At 44.7% G+C, this 19776-nt stretch carries 19 protein-coding genes and 1 CRISPR repeat array; of the genes, 4 read left to right on the forward strand and 15 right to left on the reverse strand.

Going from position 1 to position 19776, the window contains the following annotated elements; genetic code table 11:
* Nucleotides 1-13: 13 nt before the first annotated feature.
* The 3 genes from IAE16_RS04120 to IAE16_RS04130 all read right to left on the reverse strand — a co-directional run bounded on the left by IAE16_RS04120 (nucleotide 14) and on the right by IAE16_RS04130 (nucleotide 1795).
* On the reverse strand, nucleotides 14-622 hold the full coding sequence (locus IAE16_RS04120; protein WP_323701460.1) for a segregation/condensation protein A: 609 nt from the start codon (nucleotides 620-622) through the stop codon (nucleotides 14-16).
* Nucleotides 609-1442: an acetyl-CoA carboxylase, carboxyltransferase subunit beta gene (gene accD, locus IAE16_RS04125; RefSeq protein WP_323701461.1), complete on the reverse strand. Its 834-nt coding sequence runs from the start codon at nucleotides 1440-1442 to the stop codon at nucleotides 609-611. The genes IAE16_RS04120 and accD overlap by 14 nt, the downstream gene beginning before the upstream one ends.
* A gap of 104 nt (nucleotides 1443-1546) precedes the next feature.
* Nucleotides 1547-1795 carry a hypothetical protein gene (locus IAE16_RS04130; RefSeq protein ID WP_323701462.1) on the reverse strand — a complete coding sequence of 83 codons (249 nt, stop codon included), beginning with the start codon at nucleotides 1793-1795 and terminating at the stop codon, nucleotides 1547-1549.
* A gap of 70 nt (nucleotides 1796-1865) precedes the next feature.
* Nucleotides 1866-2360: a CRISPR direct-repeat array (repeat unit 29 nt; unit sequence GTCTCCATCCCTCACAGTGGGCTTAAAAC).
* A 377-nt stretch (nucleotides 2361-2737) separates the two neighbouring features.
* On the opposite strand from IAE16_RS04130, the gene cysS reads away from it, so the two are divergent.
* Together cysS and folD are read left to right on the forward strand one after the other, a co-directional pair.
* On the forward strand, nucleotides 2738-4210 hold the full coding sequence (gene cysS, locus IAE16_RS04135) for a cysteine--tRNA ligase (protein ID WP_323701463.1): 1473 nt from the start codon (nucleotides 2738-2740) through the stop codon (nucleotides 4208-4210).
* Nucleotides 4195-5067 (forward strand): bifunctional methylenetetrahydrofolate dehydrogenase/methenyltetrahydrofolate cyclohydrolase FolD, encoded by an 873-nt coding sequence (gene folD, locus IAE16_RS04140; RefSeq protein ID WP_323701464.1) that lies wholly within the window; start codon nucleotides 4195-4197, stop codon nucleotides 5065-5067. Before cysS ends, folD begins: the two co-directional genes overlap by 16 nt.
* 1 nt (nucleotide 5068) lies before the next feature.
* Here the strand turns inward: folD and IAE16_RS04145 are convergent, their stop codons facing one another.
* The 5 genes from IAE16_RS04145 to IAE16_RS04165 are packed head-to-tail and all read right to left on the reverse strand — an operon-like array spanning nucleotide 5069 to nucleotide 11020.
* Nucleotides 5069-6271 carry a glycosyltransferase gene (locus tag IAE16_RS04145; protein ID WP_323701465.1) on the reverse strand — a complete coding sequence of 401 codons (1203 nt, stop codon included), beginning with the start codon at nucleotides 6269-6271 and terminating at the stop codon, nucleotides 5069-5071.
* The gene (locus tag IAE16_RS04150; protein ID WP_323701629.1) at nucleotides 6268-6885 is read right to left on the reverse strand and encodes a DUF5752 family protein; all 618 of its coding nucleotides are present in this window, start codon (nucleotides 6883-6885) and stop codon (nucleotides 6268-6270) included. The genes IAE16_RS04145 and IAE16_RS04150 overlap by 4 nt, the downstream gene beginning before the upstream one ends.
* Nucleotides 6875-9058: a bifunctional alpha,alpha-trehalose-phosphate synthase (UDP-forming)/trehalose-phosphatase gene (locus IAE16_RS04155; RefSeq protein WP_323701466.1), complete on the reverse strand. Its 2184-nt coding sequence runs from the start codon at nucleotides 9056-9058 to the stop codon at nucleotides 6875-6877. Before IAE16_RS04155 ends, IAE16_RS04150 begins: the two co-directional genes overlap by 11 nt.
* A gap of 8 nt (nucleotides 9059-9066) precedes the next feature.
* The gene (locus tag IAE16_RS04160; RefSeq protein WP_323701467.1) at nucleotides 9067-10518 is read right to left on the reverse strand and encodes a menaquinone biosynthesis decarboxylase; all 1452 of its coding nucleotides are present in this window, start codon (nucleotides 10516-10518) and stop codon (nucleotides 9067-9069) included.
* Entirely contained in the window at nucleotides 10478-11020 is a 543-nt protein-coding gene (locus IAE16_RS04165) for a hypothetical protein (protein WP_323701468.1), read from the reverse strand. Before IAE16_RS04165 ends, IAE16_RS04160 begins: the two co-directional genes overlap by 41 nt.
* A 47-nt stretch (nucleotides 11021-11067) precedes the next feature.
* Here IAE16_RS04165 and IAE16_RS04170 point away from each other — a divergent pair, with 47 nt between their 5' ends.
* Nucleotides 11068-11601: a thermonuclease family protein gene (locus tag IAE16_RS04170; RefSeq protein ID WP_323701469.1), complete on the forward strand. Its 534-nt coding sequence runs from the start codon at nucleotides 11068-11070 to the stop codon at nucleotides 11599-11601.
* Here the strand turns inward: IAE16_RS04170 and IAE16_RS04175 are convergent, their stop codons facing one another.
* From IAE16_RS04175 to IAE16_RS04205, 7 genes are read right to left on the reverse strand one after another with little or no spacing between them, the layout of a single operon-like run.
* Nucleotides 11602-12027, reverse strand: coding sequence for a DUF2231 domain-containing protein (locus IAE16_RS04175; protein WP_323701470.1), 426 nt, complete (start codon nucleotides 12025-12027; stop codon nucleotides 11602-11604). It abuts the gene before it with no gap.
* 3 nt (nucleotides 12028-12030) lie between these two features.
* Nucleotides 12031-15060 (reverse strand): efflux RND transporter permease subunit, encoded by a 3030-nt coding sequence (locus tag IAE16_RS04180; RefSeq protein WP_323701471.1) that lies wholly within the window; start codon nucleotides 15058-15060, stop codon nucleotides 12031-12033.
* Nucleotides 15057-16055, reverse strand: a complete 999-nt coding sequence (locus tag IAE16_RS04185) for an efflux RND transporter periplasmic adaptor subunit (protein WP_323701472.1) — start codon at nucleotides 16053-16055, stop codon at nucleotides 15057-15059. The genes IAE16_RS04180 and IAE16_RS04185 overlap by 4 nt, the downstream gene beginning before the upstream one ends.
* Nucleotides 16046-17230 (reverse strand): TolC family protein, encoded by a 1185-nt coding sequence (locus IAE16_RS04190; protein WP_323701473.1) that lies wholly within the window; start codon nucleotides 17228-17230, stop codon nucleotides 16046-16048. Before IAE16_RS04190 ends, IAE16_RS04185 begins: the two co-directional genes overlap by 10 nt.
* Before the next feature lie 37 nt (nucleotides 17231-17267).
* Nucleotides 17268-18446: a sensor histidine kinase gene (locus tag IAE16_RS04195; protein WP_323701474.1), complete on the reverse strand. Its 1179-nt coding sequence runs from the start codon at nucleotides 18444-18446 to the stop codon at nucleotides 17268-17270.
* A 5-nt stretch (nucleotides 18447-18451) separates the two neighbouring features.
* On the reverse strand, nucleotides 18452-19102 hold the full coding sequence (locus tag IAE16_RS04200) for a response regulator transcription factor (RefSeq protein ID WP_323701475.1): 651 nt from the start codon (nucleotides 19100-19102) through the stop codon (nucleotides 18452-18454).
* Nucleotides 19099-19401, reverse strand: coding sequence for a hypothetical protein (locus IAE16_RS04205; protein ID WP_323701476.1), 303 nt, complete (start codon nucleotides 19399-19401; stop codon nucleotides 19099-19101). Before IAE16_RS04205 ends, IAE16_RS04200 begins: the two co-directional genes overlap by 4 nt.
* A gap of 94 nt (nucleotides 19402-19495) precedes the next feature.
* Between IAE16_RS04205 and IAE16_RS04210 the strand changes: the two genes are divergently transcribed.
* A complete protein-coding gene (locus IAE16_RS04210; protein WP_323701477.1) occupies nucleotides 19496-19744 on the forward strand; it encodes a hypothetical protein in 249 nt (82 codons plus the stop codon).
* The last annotated feature ends 32 nt before the right edge of the window (nucleotides 19745-19776 follow it).

Below are 19776 nucleotides of genomic sequence, written 5' to 3' on the forward strand. Positions count from 1 at the left end.
ACAAACCTCCTAATTAAATATGCTCTCCTACAAGGCTTATTTTCAAGTCCCCGTAAGGCACTTCTTGCTCTATATCCACCAAACCCTCTTGGTATAGCACCATAAGAGCCATCAAGTAAGGCACTATATTTTTCCCCAAGAGAAGTCCATAAAAGGAGTTTATAACTCCCATTTCCCTTACCATCTCCCTTAGCTCCTGTAAGGCATCCTCAAACTTGGAGATATGAACGGGAAAGCGTCTTTCCCTTCTTCTTTTCCTTTCAGCCCCAGTCTTAGAAGCCCTTATGACCCTCTTGACCTTTTCTATCCTTTGCAGGAGCTCCTCTTGAACCTGCTCCTCTTGGCTTTCAAACTGCTCCACTATCTCCTTTAGGGTAAGCCTCCTTCTTTCCTTTTTTTGCTTTGGCTCGGGAAAGAGGACTTCCGCCTGCTTTTTCAAGAGAAAGGACGCAGCAAGCACCGCCCTTGCAGGCACTCTAAGGTCCAAAAGCTCATGCCTTCTTATCTCTTCCATATAAGCCCTTGCCAACACAGATATATCCACGTCCCAAGGGTCAAGTTTACCCTCTTCTACAAGCCTGTAGGCAAGAGCAAAGGGATGCTCTTCTTCAAACCTCCACATGCCTTCTCCAATAGGTGGTGAACTTTATGAGCTGGTGCAGGGTGTCCTTTAGGTCTTTCCTGTGGACTACCATATCCACCATACCCTTTTGGAGCAAGAACTCCGCAGTCTGAAAGCCCTCTGGTAGTTGCTGTTTTATGGTCTGCTCTATAACCCTCGGTCCTGCAAAGCCTATTAGAGCCTTTGGCTCTGCGATGATAATATCGCCAAGAAAGGCAAAGCTGGCAGAAACGCCTCCGGTGGTAGGGTCTGTCAAAAGGGTAATGTAGGGAATGCCCTTTTCTTTTAGATAACCCACTCCAATGGAAGTCTTTGCCATCTGCATAAGAGACAGTATGCCCTCCTGCATCCTTGCACCACCAGAAGTTATAACCGCTATGAGAGGAATTTCCTTTTGACTTGCGTGCTTGCAGGCTCTATAGAACCTCTCACCCACCACAGAACCCATACTACCACCAATAAACCCAAAGTCCATAACCACAAGCACCACCCTTTCGTCCTTTAGAAAACCCTCCGCCACAAGCATAGCCTCAGAAAGACCCGCTTGCTCCTGTGCCTGCTTTAGCCTGTCCTTGTAGCTTTTTGTATCCTTGAAGTTTAGAGGGTCTGTGGGTTTTATGTTTTCAAAGAGAAGCTCGTAGTTTTCCAAAAGATGCTCAAGCCTTTCCTTTGCAGGAACATTGAAGTGATGCTGACACTTGGGACATACATTAAGGTTTGCCTTTAGCTCTGGTATATACAAGATAGACTTGCAGTTTTCACACTTTGTCCAAAGAACTTCCTTCTGCTCCTTTTTCCTAAACCTATCAAAAAAGCCCATGCCTATGGTATTTTACCACGCTCTTGTGAGATAAATTAGCAACCAAAAGAAGTGCCTCTGAGGATGGCTTTGGCAAGAAGCTAATTCTTTCTCAACATGACAGTTTAGTTATTAGAACCTTTAGAAGATGCGGATATCTCCGCCCTCTTTTTGGCTACATAGTCTTGAACTGCCTTACGAAGTGCTTTTTGCTGGGAACGATACTTGAGATAAGAACTTATGCCATACGCTACGAGGTAGAGGATTAGGAAGATAAAAAGTGTGTAAAAGGCAATAGGGTAAATAAGAAGCACAAAGGCAAAAAGTGCTGGGGCAAAAAGGTATGGGGCTATGATTAGCAAAATAGCAATCATAAAGTTTATTATAGGCAAGATGTGGGTTGTGGAAGCCTTTGGCAAACATACAGCTTTTTAGCAGTTTTTGGTCTATATCCCTCACGGTGGGCTTAAAACGGAGGTATTAATATGAAAAACGCAGTTGTGAAAAATGTCGCCATCCCTCACAGTGGGCTTAAAACAATTTGGAAAAAATGCTTAATTACCTTACCCTTAACGGGTCTCCATCCCTCACAGTGGGCTTAAAACATAATAATCCATGCAGTAAAAAGCCAAAACTATTACTTTGTCTCCATCCCTCACAGTGGGCTTAAAACTTAAATTTGACAATACCATACTCAACCTTGCAGGACCTGTCTCCATCCCTCACAGTGGGCTTAAAACAGACAGAAAAGGGCATTTCATGCCAATAGTGGGAAACGGTCTCCATCCCTCACAGTGGGCTTAAAACTATCCACACACAGGACATTTGAATGTCCTATCTGATGTCTCCATCCCTCACAGTGGGCTTAAAACCGTAGGCTTTAAAGTTCCTTATGTAGCCTGGCAAAAGGGTCTCCATCCCTCACAGTGGGCTTAAAACCCCAAAGCCACATATAAAGAAAAATAAGATACAGCAAGCCTTTTGTCAAGGGGATACCCCTCTCAAATGAGGGTAATTTTTCTCCAACCTCCGATAATGCACAATTTAGTATGCAATTGTCAAATTTAAAGCGTTGAAAGACAAGGCTCTAAAGCACTTGCCATCAAAGCATCAAAACATCAAAACATAAAGACACCAAAATATAACCCGTGAAGGGCGGGGAAACCACCATATACTTCTTAGTCAATACTACCCCCTTGCTTTCAAAGACCAAAAACCCTATTCAACTGCCAAGATGTCAAGGGGCTATAGACCCCTAAGTTTAATCTATGATTTATTGTATCACAAAGTGGTCTCTTGCGTGCTAAAATACTACTATGAGTATCCGCATTTATAACACCCTTACTGGTAAGGTTGAGGAGTTTGTTCCAATAGACCCGCCAAAGGTTTCCATATATACCTGTGGTGTGACGGTTTATGATGACTCTCATGTGGGGCATGGGAGGAGTCTTATAGTCTTTGATGTTCTTAGACGTTTTCTTGAGCATATGGGATATAGGGTAAGGTTTGTGAGAAACTTTACCGATGTGGATGACAAGATAATAAACAGGGCTCTTCAAGAATGCATGGACTTTATGACTATTGCCAACAGATACATTGCAAGCTACTACAGGGATATGGAAAAAATAAGGGTTAAGCCTGCGGATGTGGAGCCAAGGGTAACGGAGCATATAAAGGAGATTATTGAGGTTATACAGGGTCTTATTCAAAAGGGTTATGCCTACGAGTCTGGTGGTGATGTTTACTTTTCTGTTTCTGCCTTTCCTGAGTATGGGAAACTTTCAAAGAGGAATATAGAGGAGCTTGAGGCTGGTGCAAGGGTAGAGCCATCGGAGAAAAAGAGGAATCCTCTCGACTTTGCCCTTTGGAAGTCCGCAAAGGCTGGCGAGCCTGCTTGGGATTCTCCTTGGGGACCCGGGAGACCGGGTTGGCACACGGAGTGTGTTGCTATGATTTTTAAGCATCTTGGTGAGACTATAGATATTCATGGTGGTGGTCTTGACCTCGTTTTTCCTCACCACGAAAATGAGATAGCTCAAGCGGAGGCACTTACTGGCAAGCCTTTTGCTCGCTATTGGGTTCACAACGGGCTGGTGACGGTGGGTGGTCAAAAAATGTCTAAATCTCTTGGCAACTACATAACCCTAAAGGAGGTCTACTCTAAATACCATCCTGATATCCTTAGGCTCTTGGTGCTATTTACTCACTACAGAAGCCCTCTGGACTTTTCTTGGGAGAAGATGGAGGAGACAAAGAGAGCTTATGAGAGGCTCATAGACGCCCTTGAGGGTCTTGAGCTTTTAAAGAAGCTACCCACTTACGAGGAGCGTGGCACTCATCCTCTCTTTGAAAAGGTCAAGGAAGCGGAAGAGGAGTTCTTTAGGGCTTTGAGCGATGACTTTAATACTCCTCAAGCTCTTGCGGTGGTCTATGGTCTTGTCTCTGAGCTCAACAAGGTGAGAAACAAAGCCTTTTCTGAAGGTAGAATATCTCTGCAGGAGCTACAGGCTTATGAGTTTGCGGTCAACTCTCTTATAAAGAACCTAAGGGGTGTTTTTGGACTTCTTGAGGACTACAAGCCAGAGTGTGAGGTGGAAAGGGTGGTCCAAAGGGAGTTGGAGGCGGGGCAGGTTTTGGACGAAGGGCTTTTAAACCTTTTGGTAGAGGTCAGAAACTTAGTAAGAAAGGAAAAGCTCTATCACATTTCAGACCTCATAAGGGATAAGTTAAAGGAGCTTGGCATAGTTCTTGAGGACACACCTGCGGGGACAAAATGGAAAAGGCAATAGGCACATACCTTTTGCTTGACGGAAAAAGTCTATCAGAAAAGATAAGGGCGGATATACGCAGAGAGGTGGAAGCCTTTGTTTCAAGGGGTCTAAGACCCCCTACCCTTGCGGTGGTGCTTGTGGGTGATGACCCTGCCAGCAAGGTCTATGTGGGAAACAAGAAAAAAGCCTGCGAAAAGGTAGGCATAAGGTCCATATCCTATGAACTTCCAGAGAACACCACTACCGAAGAACTGCTTGAGCTTATAGCCCAGCTAAATGCAGAGGATGAGGTGGATGGTATTCTTGTCCAACTTCCTCTACCACCTCACATAAACCAGCAAGAAGTTATCCTCGCCATAAGCCCCAAAAAGGATGTGGATGGTTTCCACCCCGAGAATATGGGAAGGCTTGTGGCGCGTATAGAGGATGGCTTTATTCCTTGCACTCCTCTTGGCATAGACCTGCTCCTTAGGTACTACAACATAGAGGTAAAGGGGAAGGATGTGGTTATTGTGGGTGCGGGTTTTATTGTGGGGAGACCTCTTAGTCTTTTGATGCTATGGCGGGATGCGACCATAAGCGTGTGTCATATACACACAAGAGACATAAGCAAATACACAAGGCAGGCGGACATACTTATTTCTGCCACAGGCGTGCCACACCTTATAAAGGCTCATATGGTAAAGGAAGGTGCGGTGGTGGTGGATGTGGGTATATCACGGGTAGGAGACAAGATAGTGGGTGATGTGGACTTTGAGGAGGTAAAGGAAAAGGTCTATGCCATAACACCCGTGCCAGGGGGTGTGGGTCCTATGACCGTTAGTGCCTTGCTTTTGAATAGCCTAAAGGCTTACAAGAGAAAGGTAGGTGTATAGTTCATAGCAGACTTTTTATTAGCATAAGATAGTCTCTAAGATGTCTTATTATTAAAAACCTATGTCGCACCCATTCTCTTGCATACTCACCCATTTTCCTCCGCAGACTCTCGTCTGAAAGCAACTGACGGGTTCGGTATGCGGTGCCTTCAATGGTGTTAACAAGAAAGCCTGTGTATCCTTCCACTATTTGCCTTCTTATACCACCTGTATTTCCACCAATAACAGGTTTACCCTTCCACATGGCCTCAGATACTACAAGCCCAAAACCCTCCCTTATAGATTTCTGGAGAACCACCGTAGCCATTCTCTGAAATGCGTTTACTTCTCTATGGCTGTCAGGCGGTAGGTTAAGGGCAAAAGCGTCCTTATCTTCAGAGATTAAGCTAAGCACTTCCTTGTAGACTTCCTCTCCCTCAGGGTCATCCGTGGCGTAAGAGCCCAACAGAACCAGTTGACAATCATACTTTTTCTTAACAAGTCTGTAAGCCTTATACACACCAATTGGGTCCTTAAGCCTGTCAAATCTTGATACCTGTAGAATTATAGGTCTTGAAGCATCCACACCATATCTTGCAACAGTTTCCGCAATAAATTCCTCATCTATCTCAGAATTTTTTGGATGAAGCGGGTCTATGGATGGTGGTATTATATAAGGTGGTATCCTTATATTTTTGTAAACAAACTCAGGAATATGGAATATGCAAGCATCATAGGAATTTACAAAAAGCTCCAGAAAGCTCCATGCTTTTTCGTCGGGGGTAGATGTATCTATGTGGCATCTCCAAATCCATTTCTGGTTTTTCATCTTTTTCACCACAAGACCGAGAGGTTGTGGGTCATGAATAAAAACCACATCGTAATTCTCAGTATTTATCTTTTGCATGTTATCATAAGTGGTTTTCAAGTAAATATTTATGTCTTCGCTATCTATACTGCCTTGATTGGGCATATGCAACATATTGTGTAGTTTCTTTGTAAATCTAAAAAACTCATCAGAGCCAGAAAAAACCTCCCAATTAGTTTCAATCCCCAGCGAGTTGGTTAAAGGAACCAACCTTGACAATATTTCCGCAACTCCTCCACCCTTCTTAGTGGAGTTTACATGAAGTATTTTTATTCCTCTCAGACCCTTAGCCAATAGGTGGAGTTCTTCTATTATTTCCCTATCTACATAACGTGAGTAGTCTTCCAAGGTAATCACGCAGACAACACCTCCAACAATTTTCGCTTTGCTTCATACAGGCTCATGGCATACAAATCTATCTTTGCGATTTCCTCTGCCTTTTTAAGGTATCCATTGTTCATAAGCCATTCTGAATATTCATCTATAGGACTTTTTCTATCTATCTTTGATACAACCATGTGGTAGAATAGGGAGTATATGCTTGAATTTCTAACACCTTCTATAAATTCCTGAAGTTGATCAGCTTCTAATCCCGTGAAAAGAACCTCTCTACGCGCGTCTAGAAAGTAAAAGGGTTGGAGCCGCCTCTTGAGCTTCTCAGCCTCACATTCCTTTAAAATTTTTATAACTGTGGTTCTTAGGTCATCCAAGGAATAATATTCTGTAGGGTCTATTATTGATATCCTCTCGGCGAGAGATTCATAACCATTTATATGAAGCCAGTAAGAGAAGCTGTTCATATAGAGCGTTGGTAGGTTATGATAGTTTAATAGATTTATGTAGAAGTGGTAAAGAAGGCTTCCGTCAGGTATAGTGGACATAGCCTCTATAAAATCTTGCAGGCTGTCAACCTTTATTCCAGTATATACTGAAACCCATAGCTCCGTTTTAAAAGTAAACTTACTCCTCATCCTCAATAAGGTATTTTAACAGCTCTAAGACCTTCGCGTGCGAATCCACACTGTATCTAGCAAAGGAATAGGACAAGCCTACCTTAATGGTTATTGCCTTTTGTGGTAGGACTCGGAACATATCCTCATCCGTGATGTCGTCTCCTACAGCAAGAATAAAATCACATTCTGAACAGAAACCAAGAGAGGCACTCCCCTTATTTATACCAGCAGGTCTCACCTCTACTATCTTACTTCCCATTAGAAGGCTTAGGTCTGTCCCAGATAGAAGGTCTCTCAATTCTTCCACGAGCTCTGCTACTCTAAGATTAGCCATTTCTTGGTCAGAGTTTCTGTAATGAAAGACAATGGCACACTCCTTCTCTTCCACCATAGATTGGGGTAGCCTATCTGTGTATGTCTCCATAATGTTTTTAACTTTCTCTTTAACTTCTTTAAATTCAGAGGATGTTTGATATTTTATTTCCCATTCCCCGTCGGGTTTTCTTACAAAACATCCATGTTCAGCAACTATGTATATGGGTAAGTCCTTAAACCACCTTTCAAGGTCTTCTCTCCTTCTACCGGAGATAAGCACCACGTTAGTATTATGATAAAGGGCAATATTTCTCAGGATACTTCTGACTTCTTCAGTGGGAGTGGCTCTGTCGGGGGTTTTAGAAAGCGGAACTAAGGTGCCGTCATAATCCAAGAGTAAAAGCCTTTTGTTTGAATTTCTAAACATGTCTTTGATTTTTTTCATCAACCTGTGGTTTAGCTCTCTTGTCTTTAGCTCTTCTCGCCTTTTTACACTATTTTTTAGTGCCTCTATGAAATCCTTTCCCCACTTAGTTATATCATATCTTTTTAGCCTTGCTTGCATAACAACTAATCTTTGTGCTTGCTCTTCCTCTGGCATTTCAAGAGCCCTTTCTATAGCAAGGGATAGTTCTCTTATGTTGTTTGGGTTTACCAGTATTGCCTCCCCAAGTTCCTTACTACTTCCTGCAAACTCGGAGAGGACTATTACTCCTTTTAGGTCATTCCTTGACGCAACAAACTCCTTAGCTACTAAGTTCATACCATCCTTAATGGGCGTTACAAGAATTACATCGCTGGCACGATAATATGCTATAAGCTCTTTGGTATTCAGTGAACGGTAATGGTAAAGTATTGGCACCCATTCAACGGACCCAAACTTACCATTTATTTCTGAGATCTTTTCCTCTATTTGCCTCTTCATCCTTTGGTAGTGTTCAACACCTTCCCTTGATGGAACCATGTTTAAAATCATTACAACTCTACCCTTCCAATCACCCCTTCTCTCCAAAAACTCCTCAAAGGCAAGAAGTCTATTGTATATACCTTTAGTATAATCAAGCCTATCTACGGAGAATATTATACGCTTGTCGCCAAGAGCTTCCTTTATTTTCATAATTTCTTGAGCTGATTCTCTATCGTCGTGAAAAAGTTGAAAATCTATCCCCATAGGGAAGGTGTCTACCTTTAATAACCTATTGGCAAAGATAAACTCACCCATGGTATGCTCAACACCCAAAACCTTGGAAAGGCTTCTAAGGAAGTTAATAGTATATTCGTATGTATGAAAACCTATTAGGTCAGCGCCAAGCAGTCCCTCCAATACCTCTACCCTCCAGGGCAAATAACTAAATATCTCCGGTGGAGGAAAAGGTATATGAAGAAAGAAGCCTATCTTTGCATCAGGAGCCATATTTCTAATCATTGACGGCAGTAGCATAAGATGGTAATCGTGAACCCATACAAGAGCATCTTCCTTTTCAAGTTCTTTGAGAGTGTATTGAGCGAATATCTTGTTTACTTCCACATAGCTTTCCCATAGACTTTCATCATAGACAGCTAAAGGATACATGCCGTGAAATAAGGGCCATAGGGTTTTATTGCAAAATCCATTGTAAAACCTCTCCATGAGCTTGTCAGGAATATAAACGGCTACACTTTTAGTCTTATCCATAAGTTCACTTGATATCTTATCAATGGCTTTCTTCTTAATGCTGGAGCCAGCCCAGCCTAACCATACGTAATTTTCAATGTTTGACCTTTGCAGAAAGGTTAAAATCCCAGAGACTAGCCCACCCGGGCTCCTTTCAAAGGTCAACGGCTCGGTGCCCTTTATGCTTATAGGAAGGCGATTAGCGATTATTAGGAGTTTCATCAAAGATATTATAGCCCAAGCCTATTCCATAGGCTGTCTATTCTCTTTTTAACCTCTTGGGACATCTCTATAACCTCAGGCCACTCCCTTGTGTAGCCTTCTTCTTTCCATTTGGTGGTTGCATCTATAACCATCTTTCCACCAAAGCCCACTTGGTTTGTGGAGTGGTCAAGCACATCTATGGGACCCTTTAGAATTAGCACATCCCTTGAGGGGTCTACGTTGTTGCCCCAAGCCCACAAAACCTGTCCAAAGTCATGAACGTCTATGTCCTCGTCAAAGACCACTATATGCTTTGTCAGAGACATGAGACCAAGACCAAGTAAAGCGTATGCGGTCTTAAAGGCATGTCCAGGATAACGTTTCTTTATGGAGACAAAGCAGAAATTATGAAAACAACCTTCTGCAGGCAAGTGGTAGTCTACCACCTCTGGCAGGTTGAACTTTATAAGAGGCAGGAATATCCTCTCTGTTGCCCAACCTATGTATTTGTCCTCTTGAGGAGGCTTACCCACTATGGTGGCAAGGTGTATGGAATTGTTTCTATATAGGATGGCGGTTATGTGCATTTTGGGGTATTTGTCCACGGGAGTGTAAAAGCCTGTGTGGTCTCCAAAGGGACCCTCATCCACAAGAGGCTCGGAGGGGTCTACATAACCTTCTATTACCATCTCCGCATGGGCAGGATACTCAAGGTCTACGGTTATACCCTTTATAAGCTCCACCCCCTCTTCTCTTATAAGACCTGCAAAGAGGTATTCGTCCACCTCTGGTGGGAGAGGTGTGGAAGCCACATAAGAAAGCACTGGGTCTCCACCTATGGCTATTGCCACCTCAAGCCTCTTGCCAAGCCTTTTTGCCTTCCAGTAGTGGTGGTTTCCATCCTTGTGAATCTGCCAGTGGAGGGCAAGCTCCGTGGGAGAAAGGACCTGAATGCGATAAAGACCCACGTTTCTTATACCGCTTTCTGGGTCTTTGGTAATGGTCTGACCAAAGGTTATATACCTTCCACCATCCTTGGGCCAACACTGAAGCACGGGAAACTCAAGGATATCTATCCTTTCCCTCTTTATGTTTTCCCTCACGCTCCCATCCTTTACAATTCTTGGTAGAGAGTCGTTTAGTTTCTTTAGCTCTGGAAGTCTTTTTAGCTTGTCAAGGAAGGTATGGGGTATCTCTGGTCTTAGGAGTTTGTAGAGCTTCCAGCCTATGTCCTCAAGGTTCTCATAGCCAAGGGCGAGCTTTATTCTCCTTTCCGAACCCAAAAGGTTTGTTAGCACTGGGGTGCTGTAGCCTTTGACCCTTTCAAAGAGGAGAGCCTTGCCACCGCCGGGCATTTTGCAGACCCTGTCGGTAATCTCCGTTATCTCAAGAATGGGAGAGACTTCTTCCCTTATGCGTGCAAGCTCATTTTCCTTTTCAAGCAGTTTGAGAAACTCTCTCAGGTCCTTGTAGGGCATTTTCTTCTCCTTCTAAAACACATAGGTCTTCCCTGCATCTTACCGCAGGTCCCTTTGTGAGCTTCTTGGAAACCTCAAAAAGAAGCTCTCTTATAGAATTTCGTAAAGCCTGCCTCAGGTCGTATAGCTCTTTGAGCTTTTCAGAAAGTTTCTTTGCCTCTTCCTCTCTCCCTTGTGCCATGGCACAGTCTAACCTTCTTATGACCTTCTCCGCAGACTCATCGCAGTGAACCATAGCCATAGAAAGATGCTTAAGAGTGCACCAAAGGCTCTCCACCTTGCTCCTGAACTCTCCACCGGATTCGCCAGAAACTTCAAGGATAGAGAAAAGAAGATTTCCCACGCTTTTTCTCCTGTTTCTTAGCTCGTCTATGTAGGTTATGAGGTCTTCAAGTTTTGTCTCGCCTTCCAGCTCCATAAGGTGTTGCTCCGCATGGGCAAGGTGGGCTATAAGGTAGATAACCTCCTCAACAAGAGCTTCTTCCCAGAGCTTTCTTTCCATGTTTTAAATATAGCATAGGAGCAAGCCAATTAGCTTAAAATTGTTCCATGCGTTTGTATGTAAAGCTACTGCTTTTGGTGTTTTTTAGCGTAATTTCCTGTGGTAGTAGCCAGCCAGCGAAAGTCCCAGAAAACACCACACCTTGCACTGTGGTGCGCGTGGTGGACGGAGATACCTTCCACTGCAGGCTTTCCTCTGGTGAGAACGTGAGGGTAAGGCTCATAGGTGTGGATACTCCAGAAAGCTCGGACAATCCCAAGGCAAGAAGAGATGCGGAAAGAAGTGGTAAAAGCCTTGAGGAGATAATCAGAATGGGTAAGGCTTCTGCTGAGTTTACCAAGAGACTGCTACCAAGAGGAGAAACCGTATACCTTGAGTTTGACGTGCAAAAGACAGACAGGTATGGAAGACTTTTGGCTTATGTTTGGCTTAGTGATGGTAGGATGCTCAACGAGATTCTCCTAAGAGAAGGCTACGCCATGGTATACACCATTCCTCCGAATGTAAAGTATCAAGAAAGATTCTTACAAGCTCAAAGGGAAGCAAGGGAAAAGAGAAGAGGGCTCTGGGGCACGGAATAACTACTTTTCAAGCCAAGGCTTTACCATATGGTCGTATACCACCGAGCCTCCAAGGTTTCCTTGTATAAAAAGGAGGGCGGTTCCCAAAAGAAGCATAACCGTAAACAAGCTCCTCATGGCTGGGGTTTTTGAAAAGCTAAGCCTTACACCAAGCAAGGCAAGGAAATACACAGCCAACAAAAGCCCCAAGTATTTGTGAGTTGAGAAGATGCCTATTTGATAGAGCTTGTCTTCTATAGGCTCGTAGGCTATCATCCCGCTTATAGCTCCAAGCACTACTGATAGGCTTCCAAGTAGGCTAAAGGTCATATGAAGACCATCGGGGTCCTTTTTCCTTATGCGATAGTATAGGTCTATTATCAAAAGGGCTACGGGCATGGCTATGGCAAAGTGCACCACCGGTGGATGTATCTTTATGAGCTCCATAGCTTACCTCCTTCTTACCATATCATACACCAAGGGTAGCACCACGAGGGTAAGAAGGGTAGAGGTAAATATGCCTCCTATTACCACTACCGCAAGGGGCTTTTGCACCTCAGAGCCTATGTCTCTGCTCAGGAGCATGGGCAAAAGTCCAAGGGATGCGGCGGTGGCGGTTATAAGTATGGGTCTTAGCCTTCTTGAGCCTGCTTGGAAGAGGGCTTCTCTAACGGGCACACCCTCCTCTATGAGGCTTCTTGCGTAGGAGATAAGCACCACTCCATTTAAAACCGCAATACCGAAAACTGCGATAAATCCCACCGCAGAGGGGACGGAGAGGTTGTAGCCAGAAAGGTAAAGGGCTATAACGCCACCCACCACCGCAAAGGGGACGTTTAGCATAACCACAAGGGCATCCCTCAAAGAAACGTAGTTCATATACAAAAGCAAGAATATAAGCCCTATAGCCAAGGGAACCGCTATCATGAGCCTCTTCATAGCCCTCTCTTGGTTTTCAAACTGTCCTCCAAAGGCTATGTAGTATCCCTCGGGAAGTTTTATGCCTTTTTCTATCTTTGTTTTTATCTCCTGCACAAAGCCTCCTAAGTCTCTTCCAGTAAGATTGCTCTGAACAAGTGCATACCTCATGCCATTCTCTCTTCTTATCTTGTTGTAGCCTTCCGCTATGTATACGTCCGCCACCTCCGAGAGGGTAAGAAGGCTACCATTCTGCGTAAGCACGGGCAAAGACCTTACCTCTTCCAAGGTTTTTTCCTTAAGGGTTAGGATTACAGGGAAGAGTATGGTCTCCTCTTGGAGCTGTGCTATCTCTGAACCACCAAGGTAGTAGGAGACCACCTTCATTATGTCCTGAGTGGTAAGGTTATACTTCTGGAGCATCTCCTTTTTGGGAACTATCCTAAGCTGGAGTTTACCCGATTGAGCTTCCGTTTCCACGTCCACCGCACCCCTTGTCTGGGCTACAAGCTTCTCTATCTCTTCTGCCAGTTGGTTTATCTTATCAAGGTCTTCTCCAAACACCTTTATGGCAAGGGTTGCCTTTACTCCAGAGAGAAGCTCATCTATACGCATCTGTATGGGCTGGGTAAAGCTAAACTCCACGCCAGGCACACCCTCCAAGTCCTTTCTTAGAAGCTCTTCAAACTCAACCCTGCTTTTAAAGCTCCTCCACTCGCTTACGGGCTTTAGTATGATAAAGGTTTCTATGTAGCTCACATCCTCTGGCTCTCCTACCTCTGCCCTTCCTATGTTGGAAAAGGTGTGGACTACCTCTGGGTATTTTAAGGCGGTCTCTTCCACGAGCCTTGCTACCCTCTTGGCTTCCTCAAGGGACACATTAGGGTCAAGGAAGGACTTTACAAGCACCGCACCCTCCTCAAGGGGTGGGGCAAACTCCTTTCCAACCCTTGAAAGCAAATACACGGAAAACACAAAGGAAGTAAGGGCAAGCAAAAGCACCACAGGTCTTACCCTAAAGGCAAAGGAAAGAAGGGAAACATACCTTTTTCTCAAGGCGGAAAAGAAGGCACTTTCTTCTCTTCCTCCCTTGAGAAGCCAGTAGGAAAGCACGGGCATAAAGACCAAGGCAACAAAGAGAGAGGAGAGCAAGGCAAGGATTATGGTAAGAGCCAGGGGCTTGTAGTATTTACCTTCCACCGATTCAAAGGTAAAGATGGGCAGAAAGACCACCGCAATGGTTAGGATGGCAAAGGTTAAGGGCTTTACTATCTCTTGGACTGAGGAAACTATAAGCGTGGTTTTTGAAGCCTGACGGTTTTCTGAAAGGTGTCTGTATATGTTTTCTACCACCACCACGCTGGCATCCGCAAAGAGACCCAAGCCTATGGCAAGACCTCCCATGGTCATAAGGTTTGCGGATATGCCAAGGTTCTTAAGAAGAGAAAAGGTAATGAGGAGAGTTAGTGGGATAGAAAGCACCACAAGAAGTGCCACCCTCAAGTTCCAAAGATACAAGGCTATGGCTATGGTTATGAGGACTATACCTTCTATGAGAGCCTTCTCCACAGTGCTAATAGCCTTCTGGGTGAGGTATGCTTGGTCGTATATGACCTTTATGTCCACGCCTTGCGGTAGGACCTTTTTGGCTTCCTCTATTGCCCTCTTTAGCCTTTCCACGAGCTCCATAGTGTTTACGCCAACCCTTTTGAGGACTATGTTGCCCTGCACCTCTTGACCCTTGTAGGTAAAGGCACCCCTTCTATTGGGAAGCTCACCGGGGACAACCTGTGCAATATCGCCGAGCTTTATGTAGGTATCCTCTGTCTTTTTTACGGGGACCTTTAGCAGGTCCTCTACGCTTGCGTATCTTCCAAGACCACGCACCACCAAATCACCCTCGGGAGATTGGATAAAGCCACCTCCTGCAACTTGTCCGTACTCCTCAAGGGCATGTATTAGGTCATACAGGCTTAGGTTATACTGAAGGAGCTTTTGTGTGTCCACCTTTACAAGAAAGGCTTTTTCTGGACCCCATTGGGACACCTCCTCCACTCCATCCACAGCCTTTATAATGGGCTTGACCCTCCACTCCTGAAAGGTCTTTAGGTCTTCAAGGCTGTATTTACCTGTGGTATCCTGCAGGATGTAGAACATCACGTTTCCAAGACCTGAGGTGTTTGGACCCATGCGAGGGACAAAACCCTGTGGCAAAAGCCCCTGCACCTCCGAGAGCTTTTGAGAGACAAGGTTTCTGGCAAAGTATATGTCAGTGCCATCCTTGAAAAAGACGCTCACATAAGAGAGCCCCGGCAGGCTTATACTTCTTACAAGCTCCGCATCCTTTATGCCAGAGAGTGCGGACTCTATAGGTTTTGTGACGAGAAGCTCTGTCTCCTCTGCGGACATGCCGGGTGTTTCTGTGTATATAACCACCTGCGTGGGAGTTGGGTCTGGAAAGGTATCCACTGGGATTTTAAGAAAGCTATACACACCATAGACCACCACAAGGAGAAGGAGCAAAAGCACAAAAAGCCTGTATGCTAAGAGCCTCTTAATCATCGCTCCGCCTGTGCCTTGAGGAATATAACACCCTCTGTTGCCACCTCTTCTCCATCGGAGAGACCCTCCACCATGACCCTGTTTCCAGAGGAAAGGAGCACTCTTACCCTTCTTACCTCAAAGCCATCCTTTACCCTCACAAAGACCACTTCCTGACCCTTTACCCTCTGAACCGCAGAAACGGGAAGCCAAGCACCCCTTTGGGCTTTTCCCCTTATTACTATCTGCGTCTTTAACCCCTCCTTTAGACTGCTGTCCCTGTTTTCTACCACAAAACGCAGAACCTGTTTACCAGTGGCTGGGTCAAGCCTCGGAGAGACCCACTCAAGCCTCGCAGGATAAAGCCTTCCCTCATACTCCAAAAAGCTGTTTCCCTCTACCCTAAAGCCTGGGTCCGCATAGGCATAAGCCCACAGCCTTGAATAGTCTTGGACCTTAAAGAGCATACTCCCCAACCCCACAGAAGAACCAAGCACTGCCTTCTGCTCCACTATCACCCCAGACCTTGGACTCCTTATCAAAAGGTTGTCCCCTCTGACCTCTCCAAAAGAGTCCCTGCTTTGCAAAAGTGCTTTGTATTCGGAAAGTGCCCTTTCATATTCCACCTTTGCGGAGAAGTATCTTGCATAGGGTATGACCTCTTCCTTATAGAGGAGTTCCTCCCTTTTGAGAAGGTCTTCTGCGGTCTGAAGCCTTACCTTTGCCATACGAATTTGAGCGTTTAGCTCCGCTATCCTTGGAGAGTAAACCTCCGCCAGAGGCTGACCTTTCCTAACCTTGTCTCCTTCCTTTGCGTATAGCTTTTTTACTATACCCTCAATGGGTGCGTAAACCTCCACGCTCATGCTTGCGTCCGCCTTTAGCTGGGCTGGTATCCTAAGCTCTGGGCTTTGAGTTTCTATCTTTACCCTCTGCGTTCTTATTCCCAGCTTTTCCATGCTTGCAGGTTCTACCCTTATAACCTGTGCAAACACCACAAAGGGTATCAATAACATCCACACCATTTTGACCCTCCGTAGGCTATGCCCTTTGCATACTCTGTATGTGCCTGCAGGAGAAGTTCTAACTTCCTCTTTAAGAGGTCGTAGTAGCTTTTCCTTGTCTGAGAGAGCTCAAGAAGGGTTATGGTTCTTAGCTTGTAGCTTTTTAAGGCAAGCTCAAGCTCCTTTTGTGCCTGTGGTATTAGCTCCCTTTGGATTTTTTCTACCTGTCTTTTTATCTCCTCATACTGAGTTTTTGAAGAGTTAAGCTGGGCTAAAGCCTTTTGTTTTTGACTTTTTTCTTCCGCAAGCAGAAGCTCCCTTTGGGCACTGAGTTCTAAGATCTCTCCCTGTCTTTTGTAAAAGATGGGAAGACCTACCGTAAGACCCACCCTAAAGCCATATTCCCTGTCCCCAACCTTCTCTCCAGTAAGGCTTAGTGAGTAGTTAGGCTTTGCCAAGAGCCTTTCCACCTCCACCTGCCTGGATATGCTCTCTTTTCCAAGACGATAGTATGCAAAAAGAGACGTATCTTCAAGGTTCATTTCCTTCCATTCAGGAAGTGTAAACTCTCCCTCTACCTTGTCTACGTCCTTACCCACCATAACCGAAAGCTCCTTAAGGACCCCTCTGTATCTTGCCTCTGTTATTCTCCTTTCACCCTCAAGGAGCTCAAGCTCCCTTTCTGCCCTCAAAAGCTCAAGCCTTGTGGTCTCGCCGAGTTTAAAGCTCCTCTCCACAAAATCCCTTATCTCCCTTTGAAGGGCAAGCTCCTCTTCCATAACCTTTAGAAGTTCTTTCAGATAAAGGGCATTATAAAAGAGGGAGTATACCTCGCTTGCAAGCCTGTTTTTTTCCGTTTCTATACGATAGTCCAAGGCGGTGCTTTGAAACTTGTAGACTTCACCTGCAAGCCTCAAAGTGCTTGGATACACAATAGGCTGAGAGTAGGTGAAGTTATAAAGTGGTGCCTTTGAAAAACTCTCCTTTGAAGTGCCAAAGTTCCCCACCTCCAAAGAAAGGCTGGGGTTCAAGCCCGAGCGGTAGCTTAGCCTTTTTCCCTCATAGACAAGCCTTTCTGCGAAAAGACCCTTTATAGAAGGACTGTTCTCTATGGCGGAGTCTATAGCCTCCTTCAAATCAAGAGCAAAGGAAAGGCTATAAAGCAGTAATACAAAGGCTAAAAGCATCAGCTTCAATTATACCTCAGAAAAGATTAACAGAAGATTAACCGCCCTTGGAAAACTCCACCCAGAAGGAAACCTTATACAGCTCACCCTCTACCTCTTGCTTTGCCCCTATTTTCCAACCCAAAACATCACAAAGCCTCTTTGCCACATAAAGTCCAACACCACCCACCGGCTTTTCAAAGATGCCATCCACCAAGGGTTTAGAGGATAGGTTCTCTACCTTTAGCTTACCATCCTTTAAGAAAACCCAAACCTCTCCCTCTCCGTGCCTTATGGCATTGTCCAAAAGCACATCAAAAACCTCCATGGAAAGCTCTGGGTCGCATTCAACGAATACTTCTTCAAGCTCGCTCCTTAACCTCTCCGATGGATAGAGCCTCAAAAGCTCTTTTAGCAGGCTCTTTATATTGCAGGTCTGGAAAGATGGACTATAGGACTGAGCCTCCAGCTTTGTAAGCCTTAGGAAGGTTCTTGCACTTCTTTCTATCTGGTGAATCTCTTCCTTTATACTCCTTAGGTCTAAGTCCTTATGTCTTCTTGAAAGCAGGTCTATCTTTAGGTATAGCCTGCCAAGAGGCGTCTTTAATGAGTGGCTAAGAGCCATAAGTAGGTCTCTGTAGTGGATGGATTGTCTTTTCAGGTCTTGCACCCTTTTTCTCAACTCTTCAACAAGAGGTCTTATCTCCGCATAGACGCTTACCTCTTTTCCCTCAAGGCTCTCTCTTACCGCCTTCTCAAGCCCCAGAAGGCTACTGCGAACAAAAAGCCAATAAAATATAAGGATAAGAGAGATAAATAGCACCCAGCCAGTAAAAAGCACATACCTGAGGAGTTCAAGAAACTCCACTCCCTGACTTATGTCTATGCCATACTGCAGGTAAAAGCCCCTTGGGGTTTTCACAGTTATAAAGCGATAGGTTTGCGTTCCAAACTTAAGGTTATCCGTATAGGGTAGTGTGTTTGGGTTAAAGGGTGGTATTAGGTCAAGCCTGCTTGCATCTACCACGAGCCCCTTTTGGTTTCTAAGCACGAAGAGCTCACGCTTGCTTATATCTTCACCCTCCGCGTATAACCTTTCAAACTCTGCCACATCTTCCACAAGGTGGTTGTCTATTAGGATATAAAAGGCTTTTTCCACACCCCAGTATATACCCGCAAAGAAAAGCCCGCTAAAAAAAGAGACCACAAAAAGAAAAAGAAAAAAACTCTTACGCAAAGACATCACAAAATCCTATAGCCAAGACCCTTCTGTGTTTTTATTATATCCCTGCCTATCTTTTTCCTTAGGCGATGTATGAGAACCTCTACCGTGTTGCTCTCCGCTTCGTAGTTCTTTAAAGCCTTTTCTAAAAGCTCTTCCCTTGATACGAACCTGCCCCTGTTTAGCGTGAGATATTCCAGTATGAGATACTCACCAAGGGTTAGACTCACTTCTTCTTGCCCCACAAAGACCTTCTTCTGTGTTAGGTTTATTCTTACGCCTCCTAAGTCTACCTCCGCACTTTCAAGCCCTGCGTATCTTCTAAGGACAGCTCTTATGCGTGCCAAAAGCTCCTCAAAATGAAAGGGTTTTGTAATGTAGTCATCCGCACCTATATGAAAAAAGTCCACCTTATTCTTTATATCAGAAACCACGGTAAGGGCTATGACTGGCACCTTTGAGCCTTCTGACCTTAGCCTCTTGAGAAACTCCCTTCCATCCATACTGGGTAAAAAGTAGTCCAGCAAAATAAGGTCAAATTCTTCAGAAAGGGCGAGGTCAAGCCCTCGCTTCCCATCAAGGGCAAGCCTCACCCTATAACCTTCTTGTTCCAAGAGTTCCTTGAGTGCGGTAGCAAGGCTTGTGTCATCCTCCACAAGGAGCACTCTCACCTGCTAACACCCTCCATAAACCTCTGCCTAAGTTCAGACTTCTCCCTTTTACCCTGCACCTTTACCTGAGCCTTGCATTCCTCAAAAGCCCAAAAGTCCTTTGCCTTTTGCAAGCATTCCCGTTCTCTCTGTATGTTTCTTTCCCTTATCTTAAGAGCCTCTTCTCTAAACTGCTTGCACCTGTCCCAGTTTTGCTGACACCAGAGCTTATGCTCCTTTTTGCCCATGTGTGGTGGCTGTGCAAGGGCAAGGGTTGAAAAACCTACCAAAGCTGTAAGGATAGCTAATGCTTTCCTCATGTTAGCACCTCCTAAAAGTTTTGATAGTTATAGAATAGTTTCCAAAGATTAACCATAAATTAACCATGGGTTATACTCTTTATTGATGGTGCAAATGTTTTTCCTAAAAAGAAAGCCGAGCCTTTACCTGCTTAAGGTCCTTGCCAAGTTAATACTTTGGGTTCTCTCCTCGGAAAAGAGGAGAAAAAGGCTCTATCTTCTTCTAAAGCCCGTGGTAAAACTATATGGAAGAATTCTCTTTGGCACTATGAGAGGAGTTTACGGCGTAGCCCTCTGGCTTCTTGCCTATGCATTAAGTTATTTTGTAAAGCTATTTGTGAGAAAAGCAAGAGTAGAAAAGTAATTGCCTTTTTTAGTTTTAGACTATGCCTAAGA

Source organism: Hydrogenobacter sp. T-2, assembly GCF_033971325.1.
Classification (GTDB): Bacteria; Aquificota; Aquificia; order Aquificales; family Aquificaceae; genus Pampinifervens; species Pampinifervens diazotrophicum.

Excerpts from the sequence above, each read along its gene's own strand:
- IAE16_RS04120 (WP_323701460.1), bottom strand. The coding sequence starts at position 622 with ATGTGGAGGTTTGAAGAAGAGCATCCCTTTGCTCTTGCCTACAGGCTT.
- accD (WP_323701461.1), bottom strand. The coding sequence starts at position 1,442 with ATGGGCTTTTTTGATAGGTTTAGGAAAAAGGAGCAGAAGGAAGTTCTT.
- IAE16_RS04130 (WP_323701462.1), bottom strand. The coding sequence starts at position 1,795 with ATGATTGCTATTTTGCTAATCATAGCCCCATACCTTTTTGCCCCAGCA.
- cysS (WP_323701463.1), top strand. The coding sequence starts at position 2,738 with ATGAGTATCCGCATTTATAACACCCTTACTGGTAAGGTTGAGGAGTTT.
- folD (WP_323701464.1), top strand. The coding sequence starts at position 4,195 with ATGGAAAAGGCAATAGGCACATACCTTTTGCTTGACGGAAAAAGTCTA.
- IAE16_RS04150 (WP_323701629.1), bottom strand. The coding sequence starts at position 6,885 with ATGAGGAGTAAGTTTACTTTTAAAACGGAGCTATGGGTTTCAGTATAT.
- IAE16_RS04155 (WP_323701466.1), bottom strand. The coding sequence starts at position 9,058 with ATGAAACTCCTAATAATCGCTAATCGCCTTCCTATAAGCATAAAGGGC.
- IAE16_RS04160 (WP_323701467.1), bottom strand. The coding sequence starts at position 10,518 with ATGCCCTACAAGGACCTGAGAGAGTTTCTCAAACTGCTTGAAAAGGAA.
- IAE16_RS04165 (WP_323701468.1), bottom strand. The coding sequence starts at position 11,020 with ATGGAAAGAAAGCTCTGGGAAGAAGCTCTTGTTGAGGAGGTTATCTAC.
- IAE16_RS04170 (WP_323701469.1), top strand. The coding sequence starts at position 11,068 with ATGCGTTTGTATGTAAAGCTACTGCTTTTGGTGTTTTTTAGCGTAATT.
- IAE16_RS04175 (WP_323701470.1), bottom strand. The coding sequence starts at position 12,027 with ATGGAGCTCATAAAGATACATCCACCGGTGGTGCACTTTGCCATAGCC.
- IAE16_RS04180 (WP_323701471.1), bottom strand. The coding sequence starts at position 15,060 with ATGATTAAGAGGCTCTTAGCATACAGGCTTTTTGTGCTTTTGCTCCTT.
- IAE16_RS04185 (WP_323701472.1), bottom strand. The coding sequence starts at position 16,055 with ATGTTATTGATACCCTTTGTGGTGTTTGCACAGGTTATAAGGGTAGAA.
- IAE16_RS04190 (WP_323701473.1), bottom strand. The coding sequence starts at position 17,230 with ATGCTTTTAGCCTTTGTATTACTGCTTTATAGCCTTTCCTTTGCTCTT.
- IAE16_RS04205 (WP_323701476.1), bottom strand. The coding sequence starts at position 19,401 with ATGAGGAAAGCATTAGCTATCCTTACAGCTTTGGTAGGTTTTTCAACC.
- IAE16_RS04210 (WP_323701477.1), top strand. The coding sequence starts at position 19,496 with ATGTTTTTCCTAAAAAGAAAGCCGAGCCTTTACCTGCTTAAGGTCCTT.